Consider the following 14,354-nt stretch of genomic DNA (forward strand, 5'->3'; position numbering starts at 1 on the left):
GGCATTCCGTCGGCTCAAGGCAGACCCCGTCGGGCGGGACCCCCGGCCCGACACCGCCGCCGCTGCGACAGCGGCGCGACCGTACAGGGAGACAGGACAGCCGTGGCACCACCTCAGGGACAGATGCGCCCCGGGCGGCAGCTCGCCGTGCTCGGGTTCATCTTCGTGGTCCTTTATCTTTTGGTGTTCTTCGCTGGCGCCAGCGGCAGCTGGAAGGACCGGCTCGAGCCCAAGCTCGGTCTGGACCTGATCGGCGGCACGCGGGTGACGCTGGAGGCGACCAACAGCGTCGACGGCAAGCCCCCGACGGCGGAGAACCTCGAAGAGGCCCGCGAGATCATCGAGAGCCGGGTCAACGCGTTCGGCGTGGCCGAGGCCGAGGTGGTCACCGAGGGCAACCGCAACATCGTCATCTCCCTGCCCGGCGAGAACCGGAACCTCGACGACGTGGGCGAGGCGGCCGAGCTGCGGTTCCGCAAGGTGCTCAAGGCCGCCTCCGGCAGCGGGGTGGCCGAGGCGCCGCCCGCCGCCACGCCGGCCCCGTCCGGTAGCGCCGCCCCGACCGGCAGTGCGACCCCGTCCGGCGCCGCGACCCCGACCCCGACGGGCAGCGCCTCGCCGAAGGTGACCTCGTCGCCCAGCGGCGGTCAGGGCGGAATGGCCCCGGCGTCGCCCAGCGCCACGCCGACCCCCTCCGCGTCCGCCACTGCCTCGCCGAGCGCCTCCGCACCCAGTGCCAGTGCCGAGCCGGTGCCGGCCAGCGTCGAGCAGCAGCGCAAGGTCGTCGAGCAGAAGGTCGGCGCCGCCGCGTGGCAGGCCGCCAACGGGCTGCAGGCCCCGGCCGATCTGACCGCGGACCCGTCGCTGGCCGAGAAGCTCAAGCCGTTCGGCACGCTGTCTCCGCAGGAGGTCGCGGTGCTGCCGGCGCAGATGCAGTTCAACGTGCCGACGATCGGCTGCGCGCAGCTCGACCAGCGCCCCCCGGCGTCGATCTCCGACCCGAAGCAGCAGGTGGTCTCCTGCGAGGACGGCGCGTCGAAGTACCTGCTCGACCAGGCCAAGGTCGAGGGCACCGACGTGTCCGACGCCGACGCGGTGCTCGACCAGACGAACGCCTGGGTGGTCAGCCTGGACTTCACCGGCGACGGCCAGGGCAAGTGGACCTCGCTGACCCGTGAGGCGTTCAACAACGAGGGCCAGGCCTGCGACGCGACAGCGCTGGGTCAGGACGGCAAGTGCCGGGTGGCCGTCGTGCTGGACAACAAGATCGTCTCCTCCCCGGAGATCCAGGGCGTGCTGACCGGCAACTCCCAGATCACCGGCACCTTCACCCAGAAGGACGCCAGCACCCTCGCCGGTCAGCTCCGCTACGGCGCGCTGCCGGTGACCTTCGAGCAGCAGGAGGCGCAGAACGTCACCGCGACGCTGGGTGCCAGCCACCTGCGCGCCGGTCTGCTCGCGGCCGGTATCGGCATGCTGCTGGTCATCATCTACGCGTTCTTCTACTACCGGCTGCTCGGCTCGGTGATCTTCCTGAGCCTCATCCTCTCGGCGCTGCTGGTCTTCGGCGCGCTGGTGGTGCTCGGTCGGCAGATCGGCTTCACGCTCACCCTCGCCGGCATCGCCGGAATGATCGTCTCGCTCGGTGTGGCGGCGGACTCGTTCGTCATCTACTTCGAACGACTGAAAGACGAGATCCGGGAGGGGCGCAGCCCGCGTAGCGCGGTGCCCCGTGCCTGGATCCGGGCCCGTCGGACGATCATCTCGGCCAACGCGATCACCCTGCTCTCCGCTGTGGTGCTCTACGTGGTCTCGGTCGGCACGGTCAAGGGCTTCGCGTTCGCGCTCGGCCTGGCCACCGTCCTGGACCTGGTCGTGGTCTTCCTCTTCCGGCACCCGATCATGACGATGTTCGCCCGGACCCGGGCGTTCCTGTCCCCGCGGGTCAGCGGTCTGGGCCGGGCACTTCCGGCCCGCAACCAGCCGACTCAGCCCCGCAACCCGCGCGCCAAGGAGGCCTGAGATGGCTGAAAACGGTCTGGCGAGCCGCCTCTACAACGGCGAGGCCGGTCTCAACATCGTCGGCCGGCGCAAGCTCTGGTTCGGCGTCGCCGGGGTCCTGGTCCTGATCGCGATCCTCAGCTTCTCGATCCGTGGGTTCAGCCTGGGCATCGAGTTCGCCGGCGGTAACTCGTTCCAGGTGCCGGCCAGCGTCGGCACCCTGGACGACGCCGAGCGGGAGGTCAACTCGGCCCTCGCCGCGGAGAACACCGGCGTCACGGTGGCGACCAGTCAGAAGGTCGGCGGCCCGGGCGGCGACTCCTACGAGCTGCGTACGCCGCAGCTCACCGCCGAGCAGGCCACCGCGGTCAAGGCCCAGATCGCCGAGGACCTCGGCATCAGCGCCGACCAGATCAGCGACAACCAGGTCAGTGAGGCCTGGGGTAGCCAGGTGACCGAGCGGGCCGTACTCGGTCTGGTCATCTTCATCGCGCTGGTGATGGTCTACCTGATCCTGCGCTTCGAGTGGCGCATGGCCGTCGCTGCGGTCGCCTCGCTGATCACGAACCTGATCCTCACCGCCGGCATCTACTCGCTGGTCGGCTTCGAGGTCACCCCGTCGACCATCATCGGCTTCCTCACCATCCTGGGCTTCGCGCTCTACGACGTGGTGGTGGTCTTCGACAAGGTCCAGGAGAACACCCGGGGCATCACCGCCAACAACAACCAGACGTACGGCGAGGCGTCCAACCTGGCCATCAACCAGAGCCTGATGCGGTCGTTGAACACCTCGGTGGTCGCCCTGCTGCCGGTCGGTGGTCTGCTCTTCATCGGTGCCGGCCTGCTCGGCGCCGGCACGCTGAAGGACCTCGGTCTGGTGCTGTTCGTCGGTATGGCGGTGGCGTTCCTGACCTCCATCCTGGTGGCCACCCCGCTGCTGGCGCTGCTGAAGAACTACGACCCGCGGATCCAGGCGCACAACAAGCGGGTCCTGACCCGGCGGGGCGCGGTCAGCCGAGGCGAGGTCCCCGGTAAGGGTGCCGCGAGCCCGGTGGCCCAGGCCGACGCGACGGACGAGCCGGTCGACCCGGACGCCGCCGCGTTGGCCGGTGCGGCCCCCAAGGTGGGCGCTCGGCCGGCGGGCAAGCGGCCCACCGGTGCCCGGGGCGGTCGCCCGGGTGGCGGCGGCAACCGGCCGGGTGGCGCCAAGCGGCGCTGACCCGACAGGAGACACCCGAACGGCGTCCGGCATGCTGTTGCCGGACGCCGTTCGTCGTTGAAGGAGAGCGAAACAGCCGTGACGGAGACCCACAGCACCGCAGCGCGCGGGGACAGTGGCCCGGAGGCCGCCCGACTGGTCGCCAGTCGGGTGCTGGACGTGCCCGACTTTCCCAAGCCCGGCGTCATGTTCAAGGACCTGATGCCACTGTTCGCCGACGGCAAGGTCTTCCGTGAGGTGATCGACGGGATCGTCGCCTACCACGGGCGGGACACCTTCGACGTGGTGGTCGGCATCGAGGCGCGCGGGTTCGTCGTCGCGGCGGCCATCGCGTACGCGACCGGGGTGGGCGTGGTGCCGGTGCGCAAGGCCGGCAAGTTGCCCCGCCCGGCGCACTCGGTCTCCTACGAGCTGGAGTACGGCGAGGCCACCCTCGAAGTGCACGAGGACGCCTTCACCGCCGGGCACCGGGTGCTGGTGGTCGACGACGTGCTGGCCACCGGTGGCACCGCTGAGGCGACGCTGGACCTGGTCGAGCGGGCCGGCGGGACCGTCACCGGCTTCACGGTGCTGCTGGAGCTCGGCTTCCTGGGCGGGCGCGAGCGACTGGCACCGCGTCCCGTGCACGCCCTGTTGACCGTTTGAGCCGGTCGGTGCCCTGCTGACCGTTTGATCCCAGGCCCGTCGGATGGACCCGGCGCCGACCGTCCGGCGGAGCGGCAGGGGACCGTCCGTGCGGGTAGCATTGCCCTTTGCTGACGCCGGCGGTACCCCGTCCGGCGGGCGAGACCAGGTCGGCCGATCTTCGGCCGGCGTGTTTCCGGCGAGCGGTGAGGAGGCCGGTGTCCCACGATGTCGTCCCTCCGGCGGAGGGCACGGTGCACCCGACAGGCGACGCTGACGGCTCGGTGACCGACCGGACAGGCGACGCGCCGGCCCGGGTGACGGGCACCGGCAACGGCTCCGGCAGGGCTCCCGGCGAGAGCGCGGTGCGTCCGACCAGCGGCCCGCCGAGCGCCGAGGCGTCCCCTGGCGCCGATGGTGTCGTGGTGCCGTTCCCGACCGACGCCGGCGTCGACCCGTCGCCCAGCGGTGGCTTCGGGCTGTCCAACGCGCCCACCGGCCGGCGGGTCCGGGCCCGGCTGGCCCGGTTCAACGCGCCCTGGCAGACCTCTCAGGTCAGCGAGGTGCTGGAGCCGCTGATCGCGAGCCACCGGGACAACCACCCCAAGGCGGACGCCCGGCTGCTCCAGCGCGCCTTCGACACGGCGGCGCGATGGCACTCCGGGCAGTACCGCAAGTCCGGTGACCCCTACATCACCCACCCGCTCGCGGTGGCGACGATCCTCGGCAACCTGGGGATGGACACCACCACGCTGGTCGCCGCGCTGCTGCACGACACCATCGAGGACACCGAGTACACCCTCGACCAGATGCGGGCCGACTTCGGTGGCGAGGTCGCCCTGCTGGTCGACGGCGTCACCAAGCTCGACAAGGTCAAGCTGGGCGACGCGGCCAAGGCCGAGACGATCCGCAAGATGGTCGTGGCCATGGCCAAGGACCCGCGGGTGCTGGTGATCAAGCTGGCCGACCGGCTGCACAACATGCGCACCCTGACCTTCCTGCCCCGCCCCAAGCAGGAGCAGAAGGCCAAGGAGACGCTGGAGATCCTGGCGCCGCTGGCGCACCGGCTCGGTATGAACACGATCAAGTGGGAGCTGGAGGATCTGTCCTTCGGCACGCTGTTCCCGAAGCGCTACGAGGAGATCAACCGGCTGATCGGGGAGCACCAGCCGCAGCGCGAGTCGCTGTTGCGGCAGGTCACCCAGAAAGTCGGCACCGACCTGAAGGCCGCCAAGATCAAGGCGGAGACCACCGGGCGGCCGAAGCACCTCTACTCGATCTACCAGAAGATGATCGTGCGGGGTCGCGACTTCAACGACATCTACGACCTGGTCGGTGTGCGCATCCTGGTCGACACGGTTCGCGACTGCTACGCGGCGCTGGGAGTCATCCACGCCAACTGGCAGCCGGTGCCGGGCCGGTTCAAGGACTACATCGCCATGCCCAAGTTCAACATGTACCAGTCGCTGCACACGACGGTCATCGGGCCCACCGGCAAGCCGGTGGAGATGCAGATCCGCACCTACGCGATGCACCGCACCGCGGAGTTCGGCATCGCCGCGCACTGGAAGTACAAGGAGCACAAGGGCACCCAGATCGTCGGCCCGCCCGCGCACATCGACGAGATGACCTGGCTGCGGCAGCTGCTCGACTGGCAGCGCGAGGCGGCCGACCCGAGCGAGTTCCTGGACGCGCTGCGCTTCGACCTGTCCAGCCAGGAGGTGTACGTCTTCACCCCGAAGGGTGACGTCATCCCGCTGCCGACCGGGTCGACGCCTGTCGACTTCGCCTACGCCGTGCACACCGAGGTGGGGCACAAGTGCATCGGGGCGCGGGTCAACGGCAAGTTGGTGCCGTTGGAGTCGACGCTGTCCAACGGCGACGTGATCGAGATCTTCACGTCGAAGTCCGAGACGGCCGGCCCGACACAGGACTGGCTGGGCTTCGTCAAGAGCCCGCGCGCCCGCACGAAGATCCGGCAGTACTTCAACAAGGAGCGCCGCGAGGAGGCGATCGAGGCCGGCAAGGACGCGATCGTCAAGGCCATGCGCAAGCAGGGAATGCCCCTGCAGCGGATGCTCACCTCCGACGCGCTCATGTCGATCGCCCGCGACCTGCACCTGGCCGACGTGGCCTCGCTCTACGCGGCGGTCGGCGACAGCCAGGTCTCCGCGCAGTCGGTGGTGCAGAAGCTGATGGCCGCGTACGGCGGCGAGGAGGGCGCGGCGGAGGACATCGCCGAGACCGCCGTCGCCACCCGGCCGCCGCGCAGTCGGCAGAGCAGCAGCGACCCGGGCGTGGTGGTCCGGGGCGTCAGCGACGTCTGGATCAAGCTGGCCCGCTGCTGCACCCCGGTCCCACCGGACTCGGTGTTCGGCTTCGTCACCCGCTCCGGCGGGGTGAGCGTGCACCGCGACGACTGTGCCAACGCCGAGGACCTGCGCGCGCAGAGCGAGCGGGTCGTCGAGGTGAGTTGGAAGCTCACCTCCGCCTCGACGTTCCTGGTCGCCATCCAGGTCGAGGCACTGGACCGGCACAAGCTGCTGGCCGACGTCACCCGGGTGCTCTCCGACGAGCGGGTCAACATCCTCTCCGCCACCGTCACCACCACCCGCGACCGGGTGGCGGTGAGCCGGTTCAGCTTCGAGATGGCCGACCCGAAGCACCTGGGCCACCTGCTGGCCACGGTCCGCAAGGTCGACGGCGTCTTCGACGCCTACCGGGTCACCTCCGGGGCCTGACAACCCACCGGATCGGTTCCGCGGCTCGACGCGTACCCACAGAACGCGACAGCGCCCGCCGGCTCAGCCGGCGGGCGCTGTGTCGTCTGCGCGGGTGTCAGCCCTGCGGGTTGCTCATCGTGAGGTCCTTGATGATGACCTCCTTCTTCGGGTGGCCGCCGCCGGCCTGCTGGGCGAACGCCCCGTCGTCGCCGGCCTTGGCCACGTCCTTGACCAGGTCCATGCCGCCGGTGATGGTGCCCAGCACCGTGTACGCCGGGTCCAGCGGAGAGTCGCCGAACACGATGAAGAACTGGCTGCCGGTGCTCCCCGGATCCTGGGACTTGGCCATCGCGATGACGCCCTCCGGGTACGGCGGACGCTTGTCGGTGGGCAGGTTCTCCTCGGCCATGCGGTAGCTCGGGCCGCCCTGGCCGTCGGTGTCCCGCCAGCCGTTGCCGGTGGCGCTGGGGTCACCGCACTGCAACACCTTGATGCCCTCGGTCACCAGGCGGTGGCACTTGGTGTTGTCGAAGAAGTTCTTCTCCGCGAGGTGGGTGAAGCTGCCCGCCGTGCACGGCACCAGCGACCTGTCGACCTTGGCGGTGATCGGGCCGAGGTTGGTGTCGATCGTCATGGTCTGGACGCCCTTGGCGGACTGCTGGTTGCCCGGCAACCCCACGTCCTTGATCTGCGGGGGCCGCTGCTCGGTGGGCAGCGCGTTGTACGCGCACTCGGCCGCGCCCGCCGCCGGCGCGGCGGTGTTGCTCTTGTCGTCGTCGCCGCCGAGACTCACCGCCAGCCAGACGGTGCCGGCGACCACGAGCACCAGCGCGGCACCCGCGCTGACGATCGCCGTCGTCTGCCGGCGCTTGCGGGCCTTGGCCGCGCGCTCGGCCATCTCCTTCTCGAGCCGGGCGCGTGCCGCCGCGCGCTGCCGCTCTCTGGTGGACGTCACGCCTGGATCCTCCTGGCTGTCTGCTGCTGGGTGCCGCTTGGGTGGGTGGTGGCGCCCGGTCAGCCGGCGCTCGGGCTGCTGGCCGGGGTGCCGGAGGCCGAGGGAGCCGGTGCCGCACCGGTGACCGGCTCACCGACCGTGAGGCTCTGGATCGTCACATCGGTGCTGGGCTTGACCTTCGCCCCGGTCCCATTGTCCACGGTCGGGAGGGCGCCAATCTTCTCCACCACGTCCAGCCCGCCGGTCACCCGGCCGATGACCGGGAACTTCGGGTCGGCGGTGGTGAAGTCCTTGAAGAAGATCAGGAACTGGCTGCCGTTGCTGCCCGGCGGGTTGGAGATCATCGCCACCGTGCCCTTCGGGTACGTGGGCGGCTGGCCGGGGGCCGGGCTGGCCGACGGGGACGCCGACGGCACGGTCGGCAACTCCTCGTCGTAGAACGAGTAGGTGGGCCCACCGAGACCCGTGCCGCTGGGGTCGCCGCAGCGCAGCGCGCCCTCGGCGGTGATCTCGTGGCACTTGGTGTTGTCGTAGAACGACCGGCTCGCCAGGTGGGCGATGCTCGCCGCCGCGCACGGGGAGTTGGTCAGGTTCAGTTCCGCGGTGATCGGCCCGCCCTGGTTGGTGGTCACTGTCATCGCCCGGGTGCCGTCGGTGGGCAGATCCTTGGTGGCCGGCGTGCCGACGTCCTTGAGGTTGGTGTTGGCCGTCGCGTCCTGCGGCGTCCAGAGGCAGGTGTCCTCCGCGGCCGTGTTCTGCTTCGGGTCGGAGTCGAACGCGCCGAGCGCCCAGGCCGAACCGGCCACTACCAACACGAGGATCAGAGCGGCGCCAACTCCGGCCTGGATCTGCCGTCGGCGCCGCGTCGAGGCGGCCCGGCGAGCCAACTGCCGGTCGAGCTTGGCCCGCGCCAGTTTGCGCTGCCGGTCCCTGCTGGAAGCCACCCGTGCTCCCCTTTCCTCTACCTGGTCGTCGCCGGCGGCCGGTCGCCCCGGCCCGTCCGGGCGTCACGTGTGCCGCGCCACACGCCCGCCAGAGTGTACGGCTAGTGACTGAGAATGTGGTGTACGAGGTCCACCCCGTCCCGAGCAGCGCTTATCGGAGATTGTCACTGTGCCGTACGGGGCGCGTGGGACGGACGCGGCAAACTCGCTCGGCGCGCCCGATAGGCTGCTGTCCAGGACGACAGCTGCTCGACGGAAAGGACAGCGCCCGTGCTCGTGGCCGGCTTTCCCGCGGACGCCTTCGGCACCAACTGCTACGTGGTTGCCACCGCGCCGGGGGAGCAGTGCGTGGTGGTCGACCCCGGCATCGGGGTGCTCGACCAGCTCGACGCGCTGCTCGCCGAGCACCGCCTGCATCCGGCCGCCGTGCTGCTCACCCACGGCCACCTCGACCACACCTTCTCGGTCGCGCCGGTCTGCGGTGCGCGCGGCATCACCGCGTACGTGCACCCCGGCGACCGGGAGATGCTCGCCGACCCGTCCAAGGGCCTCTCGACCGACCTGACGTCGCTCTTCGGCGGCCGGCTGAGCTACACCGAGCCGGAGGACGTGGCCGAGCTGACCGACGGCGCCACCCTCACCCTCGCCGGCCTGGAGATCGCCGTCGACCACGCACCGGGCCATACCGGCGGGTCGGTGCTGTTCCGGCTGCCGGGCGCCGGGTCGAGCTGGGAGGCTGACGAGCTGTGCCTCTCCGGCGACGTCCTCTTCGCCGGGTCGATCGGCCGCACCGACCTGCCGGGCGGGAGCATGCCGGCCATGCTCACCAGCCTGCGCGACAAGATCCTTCCGCTGGCCGACGACACCGTCGTGCTGCCCGGCCACGGCCCCAGCACCACCATCGGCCGCGAGCGCGCCAGCAACCCGTACCTCATCGAGGTGGCTGGCACGTCGCCGGCCGCACCCACCCGGGGCCTCTAGATCTTCGTCCGCGCCGCGCGCGGACCCACGACACCACCGCGCCGCGGGCGCGGAACCGCAAGGAGTACGCCGATGAGCAAGCCCACGCCCATCTCCGGCTTCCCGGAGTGGACCCCCGGCCAGCGGATGATCGAGCAGTTCGTGCTCGACAAGATCCGGGCCACCTTCGAGCTGTACGGCTTCGCGCCGCTGGAGACCCGCGCCGTGGAGCCGCTGGACCAACTGCTGCGCAAGGGCGAGACCTCCAAGGAGGTCTACGTGATCCGGCGGTTGCACGCCGACGCCGAGGGTGCCGGTGGTGACGACCAGCTCGGCCTGCACTTCGACCTGACCGTGCCGTTCGCCAGGTACGTGCTGGAGAACGCCGGCAAGCTGAACTTCCCGTTCCGCCGCTACCAGATCCAGAAGGTGTGGCGGGGTGAGCGGCCGCAGGAGGGCCGCTACCGGGAGTTCGTCCAGGCCGACATCGACATCGTCGACCGGGACACCCTTGCCCCGCACCACGAGGCGGAGATGCCGCTGGTGATCGGGGACGCGCTGCGCTCGTTGCCGATCCCGCCGGTGACGATCCAGGTCAACAACCGCAAGATCTGCGAGGGTTTCTACCGGGGCATCGGGCTGACCGACCCGGAGGCGGCGCTGCGCGCCGTGGACAAGCTCGACAAGATCGGCCCGGCGAAGGTGGCCGAGCTGCTGGCCCAGACCGCCGGGGCGAGCGAGGCGCAGGCCAAGGCGTGCCTGGCCCTGGCCGAGATCTCCGCCCCGGACGCCTCGTTCGCCGACGCCGTCCGGGCGCTCGGGGTGAGCGACCCGCTGCTCGACGAGGGCATCGAGGAACTGGTCCGGGTGGTGGAGACCGCCGCCGAGCACTCGCCCGGCCTCTGCGTGGCGGACCTGCGCATCGCCCGTGGCCTGGATTACTACACGGGCACCGTCTACGAGACCCAGCTGCGCGGCTACGAGCGCTTCGGCTCGATCTGCTCCGGCGGCCGGTACGACAACCTGGCCAGCGTCGGCGCCGTCTCGTACCCGGGGGTGGGGATCTCGATCGGCGTGACCCGGCTGCTCGGGCTGCTCTTCGGCGCGGGGGAGCTGTCGGTCTCGCGGGAGGTGCCGACCGCCGTGCTCGTCGCGGTCACCAGCGAGGAGCAGCGGACGGCCAGCAACCGGGTGGCCGAGGCGCTGCGGCGGCGCGGTGTGCCGACCGAGGTGTCGCCGAGCGCGGCGAAGTTCGGCAAGCAGATCCGATACGCCGAGCGGCGCGGCATCCCGTACGTCTGGTTCCCCGGTGCCGAGGGAGCGCCCGACGAGGTGAAGGACATCCGCTCCGGTGAGCAGGTCACGGCCGCAGCGGGGGAGTGGATGCCACCCCTGGGAGACCTCAAGCCCACAGTCGGTTGAGTGTCCCCACTGGCGCTGACGGCCGCGGGGACCTACGGTAGCGTAAGTTACGCCACCGTAGGGAGTTTCTCGTGACCGTCAGCACCACAGTGAGCCAGACCGCCCTGCTCGTCGAGTTGGAGCCGGTTGTCGCGCGCAACCTGGACCGCCACCTCTCGCTCGCCAAGGAGTGGTTCCCGCACGAGTACGTGCCGTGGAGCGAGGGGCGGACCTTCGACGGGCCGCTCGGCGGCGAGGCGTGGTCACCGACCGACTCCACCATTCCGGACGTGGCCCGCACCGCGCTGATCGTGAACCTGCTGACCGAGGACAACCTGCCCTCGTACCACCACGAGATCGCCACCCTGTTCGGTCGCGACGGCGCGTGGGGCACCTGGGTGCACCGGTGGACCGCCGAGGAGGGGCGGCACGGCGTCGCGATCCGCGACTACCTGACCGTCAGCCGGGCGGTCGACCCGGTGGCGTTGGAGCGCGCCCGGATGACGCACATGTCGGAGGGCTACACCAACGCCCACGGCGACGAGGTGCTGCACTCACTGGCGTATGTCTCGTTCCAGGAGCTGGCCACCCGGATCTCGCACCGCAACACCGGCAAGGCCACCGGCGACCCCACCTGCGAGGCGCTGCTGGCCCGGGTGGCCGCCGACGAGAACCTGCACATGGTCTTCTACCGCAACCTGCTCGCGGCCGCGTTCGAGCTGGCTCCGAGCCAGGCCATGCGGGCCGTCGCCGACGTGGTGGCCGACTTCCAGATGCCGGGCAGCGGCATCGACGGGTTCGCCCGTAAGTCGGTGGCGATCGCCCTGGCCGGCATCTACGACCTGCGCCAGCACCGCGACGAGGTGTTGCAGCCGGTCCTGCGCCAGTGGGACGTCTTCAACGTGACCGGCCTCAACGCCGACGGCGAAGCCGCCCGCGAGCAGCTCGCCGCCCAGCTGGAGAACCTGGACCGCGCCGCCAGCCGCTTCGAGGAGAAGCGCGACGCAAGAGCCGCCCGCCTAGCCCTCCGCTAAACCCCACCCACCCACCGCCCCCCTGACTCTCGTTGATCATGAGGTTGGCGGGTCGTTCGATCTTCGAATCGCCCGTTAACCCCATGATCAACGCAGTGGGTGGTCCGGGGTGGGGTGGGGTTGGGGGAGCGGGAGGATGAGGCAGGTGCTGGTGGCGTGGGCTATCAGGCGGGCGGTGGCGTCGGTGATGCGGGCCTCCGCCAGGGCAGTGCGGCGGCCCCGTTGCAGCACGGTGCCCTCGCAGCGCAGGGTGCCGCTGTCGACGGTGACCGGGCGCAGGAACTTCACGTTGAGGTCCAGCGAGGTGTAGCCGACGCCGGCGGGCAGGGTGGTGTGCACGGCGCACCCCGCGGCGGTGTCCAGCAGGGTCGACAGCACGCCACCGTGGACGCTGCCGAGCGGGTTGTAGTGGAACTCCTGCGGGGTCAGCTCGACCACTACCCGCCCCTCGTCGGCTTCCATCCGGGTCATGTCGAGAAGGTGCATCACCGGCGGTGCGGCCAGTTCGCCGGCGATCATCGCCCGCAACATGTCGAGGCCGCCGCGTCGGCCGACCTGGGCCGCGTTGACCGACGGGTCCGCCCACGTGAAGGTACGGCTGCGCGCTGGTTCCTGCGTCTGCGTCATGGACGCAGCCTGGCAGCCGGTTGCTGAGTCTGTCAACGAGATCTAGCCTGGTCGGATGCGACCTCCGGCTCTGGACTGGTCAGTGGAGAACTGCACCATCGCCCGCGCGATGGAGGTTCTCGGTGAGCGGTGGACGCTTGTGGTCCTCCGCGAGGTGTTCACCGGCGTACGCCGCTTCGACGACATGCGGGTGCGCACCGGCATCCCGCGCCAGGTGCTGACCAACCGGCTCGCCAGCCTGGTGGAGCAGGGCGTGCTGAGTCGCGAGCCGTACCGGGAGCCCGGCAGTCGGCTGCGCCACGAGTACCGACTGACCGAGAAGGGGCTGGATCTGTGGCCCGTGCTGGTCGCCGTCCTCGGGTGGGGTGACCGGTACCTCGCCGACGCGGAGGGTCCGCCGCTCAGCGTCACGCACCGCGACTGCGGCGCCGAGGTGCGCGCCGAGCTGCGCTGCGCCGACGGGCACGACGTGGCCCGGCCACGCGACGTGATGCCCAGTCCGGGTCCCGGCGCCCGTCGCCGCATCCCCTGACGCTGCGGGTGTGACGGTGCTTGTCCGTCAGCGTGTCGGGGGTGTTGCGGCCATGTGGCCGGTCAAGGTCGGCGGATCCGGGCGAATTCAAGCCTTGTTAATGATCTTAAGTATGTGAATACTTCAGTCTCAGTCGGCCGGTTTCCCCAGATCGGCCGGGTTGCCCTCGGGTCAGCCGCCCCCGGCCAGACCCGCTCCCCCGCCCAGGAGGTTGTTACATGCGACCCACGAGGTCCTCATTCCGCGTTGCGGCTACAGTCGCCGTTTCCGGATCCCTGGTTGTCGGCTCGCTCATCGGCGCGCCGGCTCAGGCCGCTCCCGCCGCCTCGCCCGACACCGCCGCCGCGATCTCCGCGGAACTCGGCGACCGCTCCGCCGGCTCGTACATCGACGCCAGCGGCAAGTCCGTCGTCACGGTGACCGACGCCGCCGCCGCCAGCAAGGCGAGCAAGGCCGGCGCCGTCGTCCGTTACGTCACCCGCGGTGCCGCCGAGCTCAACCGGGCCACGGCCGAGCTGGAGCGCTCCGCCAAGATCCCTGGCACTGCCTGGTGGAGCGACCCGGTCACCAACCAGGTCGTCGTCTCCGTCGACAGCACCGTCACCGGTGCCAAGCTGGAGCGGGTCAAGGCCGCCGCCGCGCGGGCCAACGGCGCGGTCCGGGTCGAGGCCGAGGCCGGCGTGCTGAGCACCCGGATCTCCGGCGGCCAGGCCATCTACGCCGGCGGGGGCGGGCGCTGCTCGCTCGGCTTCAACGTTCGCAGTGGCAGCACCTACTACTTCCTGACGGCCGGGCACTGCACCAACATCTCGGCCAGTTGGTACTCGAACTCCGCCCAGACCTCGCTGCTCGGCAGCCGTACCGGCACCAGCTTCCCGGGCAACGACTACGGCATCGTGCGGCACAACAACTCCGCCAACGCCGCCGGCAACGTCTACCTCTACAACGGCAGCTACCGCGACATCACCGGCGCCGGCAACGCCTCCGTCGGCCAGTCGGTGCAGCGCTCCGGCAGCACCACCGGCCTGCGCAGCGGCTCGGTGACGGCGACCAACGCCACTGTGAACTACGCCGAGGGCTCGGTCTCCGGTCTGATCCGCACCAACGTCTGCGCCGAGCCGGGCGACAGCGGCGGCTCGCTGTTCGCCGGCGGCACCGCCCTGGGTCTGACCTCCGGTGGTAGCGGCAACTGCCGCACCGGTGGCACGACCTTCTTCCAGCCGGTCACCGAGGCGCTCAGCCGCTACGGCGTCAGCGTCTTCTGATCCACGCACCGCTCGCGGGCCGCCGGAACATTCCGGCGGCCCGCGTCGCGTTGACAGCCACCGCACCCC

Annotated in this window: 12 protein-coding genes; 9 read left to right on the top strand and 3 right to left on the bottom strand. The window is 70.6% G+C overall.

From position 1 onward, the window contains the following. Positions 1-102 precede the first annotated feature (102 nt). The 4 genes from secD to IW249_RS20715 all read left to right on the top strand — a co-directional run bounded on the left by secD (position 103) and on the right by IW249_RS20715 (position 6,585). Positions 103-2,022, top strand: a complete 1,920-nt coding sequence (gene secD / locus IW249_RS20700) for a protein translocase subunit SecD (RefSeq protein ID WP_196922283.1) — start codon at positions 103-105, stop codon at positions 2,020-2,022. 1 nt (position 2,023) lies between these two features. Beyond that, positions 2,024-3,220, top strand: coding sequence for a protein translocase subunit SecF (gene secF / locus IW249_RS20705; protein ID WP_196922284.1), 1,197 nt, complete (start codon positions 2,024-2,026; stop codon positions 3,218-3,220). A 78-nt stretch (positions 3,221-3,298) separates the two neighbouring features. Beyond that, entirely contained in the window at positions 3,299-3,865 is a 567-nt protein-coding gene (locus IW249_RS20710) for an adenine phosphoribosyltransferase (RefSeq protein WP_196922285.1), read from the top strand. Positions 3,866-4,062: 197 nt separating this feature from the next. Continuing rightward, positions 4,063-6,585, top strand: a complete 2,523-nt coding sequence (locus IW249_RS20715; RefSeq protein WP_196922286.1) for a RelA/SpoT family protein — start codon at positions 4,063-4,065, stop codon at positions 6,583-6,585. 97 nt (positions 6,586-6,682) lie between these two features. On the opposite strand, the gene IW249_RS20720 is transcribed toward IW249_RS20715, so the two are convergent. Together IW249_RS20720 and IW249_RS20725 are read right to left on the bottom strand one after the other, a co-directional pair. After that, positions 6,683-7,522, bottom strand: a complete 840-nt coding sequence (locus IW249_RS20720) for a peptidylprolyl isomerase (RefSeq protein ID WP_196922287.1) — start codon at positions 7,520-7,522, stop codon at positions 6,683-6,685. A gap of 59 nt (positions 7,523-7,581) precedes the next feature. After that, a complete protein-coding gene (locus tag IW249_RS20725; protein WP_196922288.1) occupies positions 7,582-8,466 on the bottom strand; it encodes a peptidylprolyl isomerase in 885 nt (294 codons plus the stop codon). Positions 8,467-8,736: 270 nt separating this feature from the next. Here IW249_RS20725 and IW249_RS20730 point away from each other — a divergent pair, with 270 nt between their 5' ends. The 3 genes from IW249_RS20730 to IW249_RS20740 all read left to right on the top strand — a co-directional run bounded on the left by IW249_RS20730 (position 8,737) and on the right by IW249_RS20740 (position 11,861). After that, on the top strand, positions 8,737-9,447 hold the full coding sequence (locus IW249_RS20730; RefSeq protein WP_030488361.1) for an MBL fold metallo-hydrolase: 711 nt from the start codon (positions 8,737-8,739) through the stop codon (positions 9,445-9,447). Between the two features lie 72 nt (positions 9,448-9,519). Next, on the top strand, positions 9,520-10,848 hold the full coding sequence (hisS, locus tag IW249_RS20735; protein WP_196922289.1) for a histidine--tRNA ligase: 1,329 nt from the start codon (positions 9,520-9,522) through the stop codon (positions 10,846-10,848). A gap of 71 nt (positions 10,849-10,919) precedes the next feature. Continuing rightward, entirely contained in the window at positions 10,920-11,861 is a 942-nt protein-coding gene (locus tag IW249_RS20740) for an acyl-ACP desaturase (RefSeq protein ID WP_181518646.1), read from the top strand. Between the two features lie 87 nt (positions 11,862-11,948). Here the strand turns inward: IW249_RS20740 and IW249_RS20745 are convergent, their stop codons facing one another. Next, the gene (locus IW249_RS20745; protein ID WP_196922290.1) at positions 11,949-12,488 is read right to left on the bottom strand and encodes a PaaI family thioesterase; all 540 of its coding nucleotides are present in this window, start codon (positions 12,486-12,488) and stop codon (positions 11,949-11,951) included. Positions 12,489-12,543: 55 nt separating this feature from the next. Between IW249_RS20745 and IW249_RS20750 the strand changes: the two genes are divergently transcribed. Together IW249_RS20750 and IW249_RS20755 are read left to right on the top strand one after the other, a co-directional pair. Beyond that, positions 12,544-13,020, top strand: a complete 477-nt coding sequence (locus tag IW249_RS20750) for a winged helix-turn-helix transcriptional regulator (protein WP_196922291.1) — start codon at positions 12,544-12,546, stop codon at positions 13,018-13,020. Positions 13,021-13,238: 218 nt separating this feature from the next. Beyond that, positions 13,239-14,285 carry a S1 family peptidase gene (locus IW249_RS20755; RefSeq protein ID WP_196922292.1) on the top strand — a complete coding sequence of 349 codons (1,047 nt, stop codon included), beginning with the start codon at positions 13,239-13,241 and terminating at the stop codon, positions 14,283-14,285. The last annotated feature ends 69 nt before the right edge of the window (positions 14,286-14,354 follow it).

The organism is Micromonospora vinacea, from assembly GCF_015751785.1.
In the GTDB taxonomy this organism is placed as follows: domain Bacteria; phylum Actinomycetota; class Actinomycetes; order Mycobacteriales; family Micromonosporaceae; genus Micromonospora; species Micromonospora vinacea.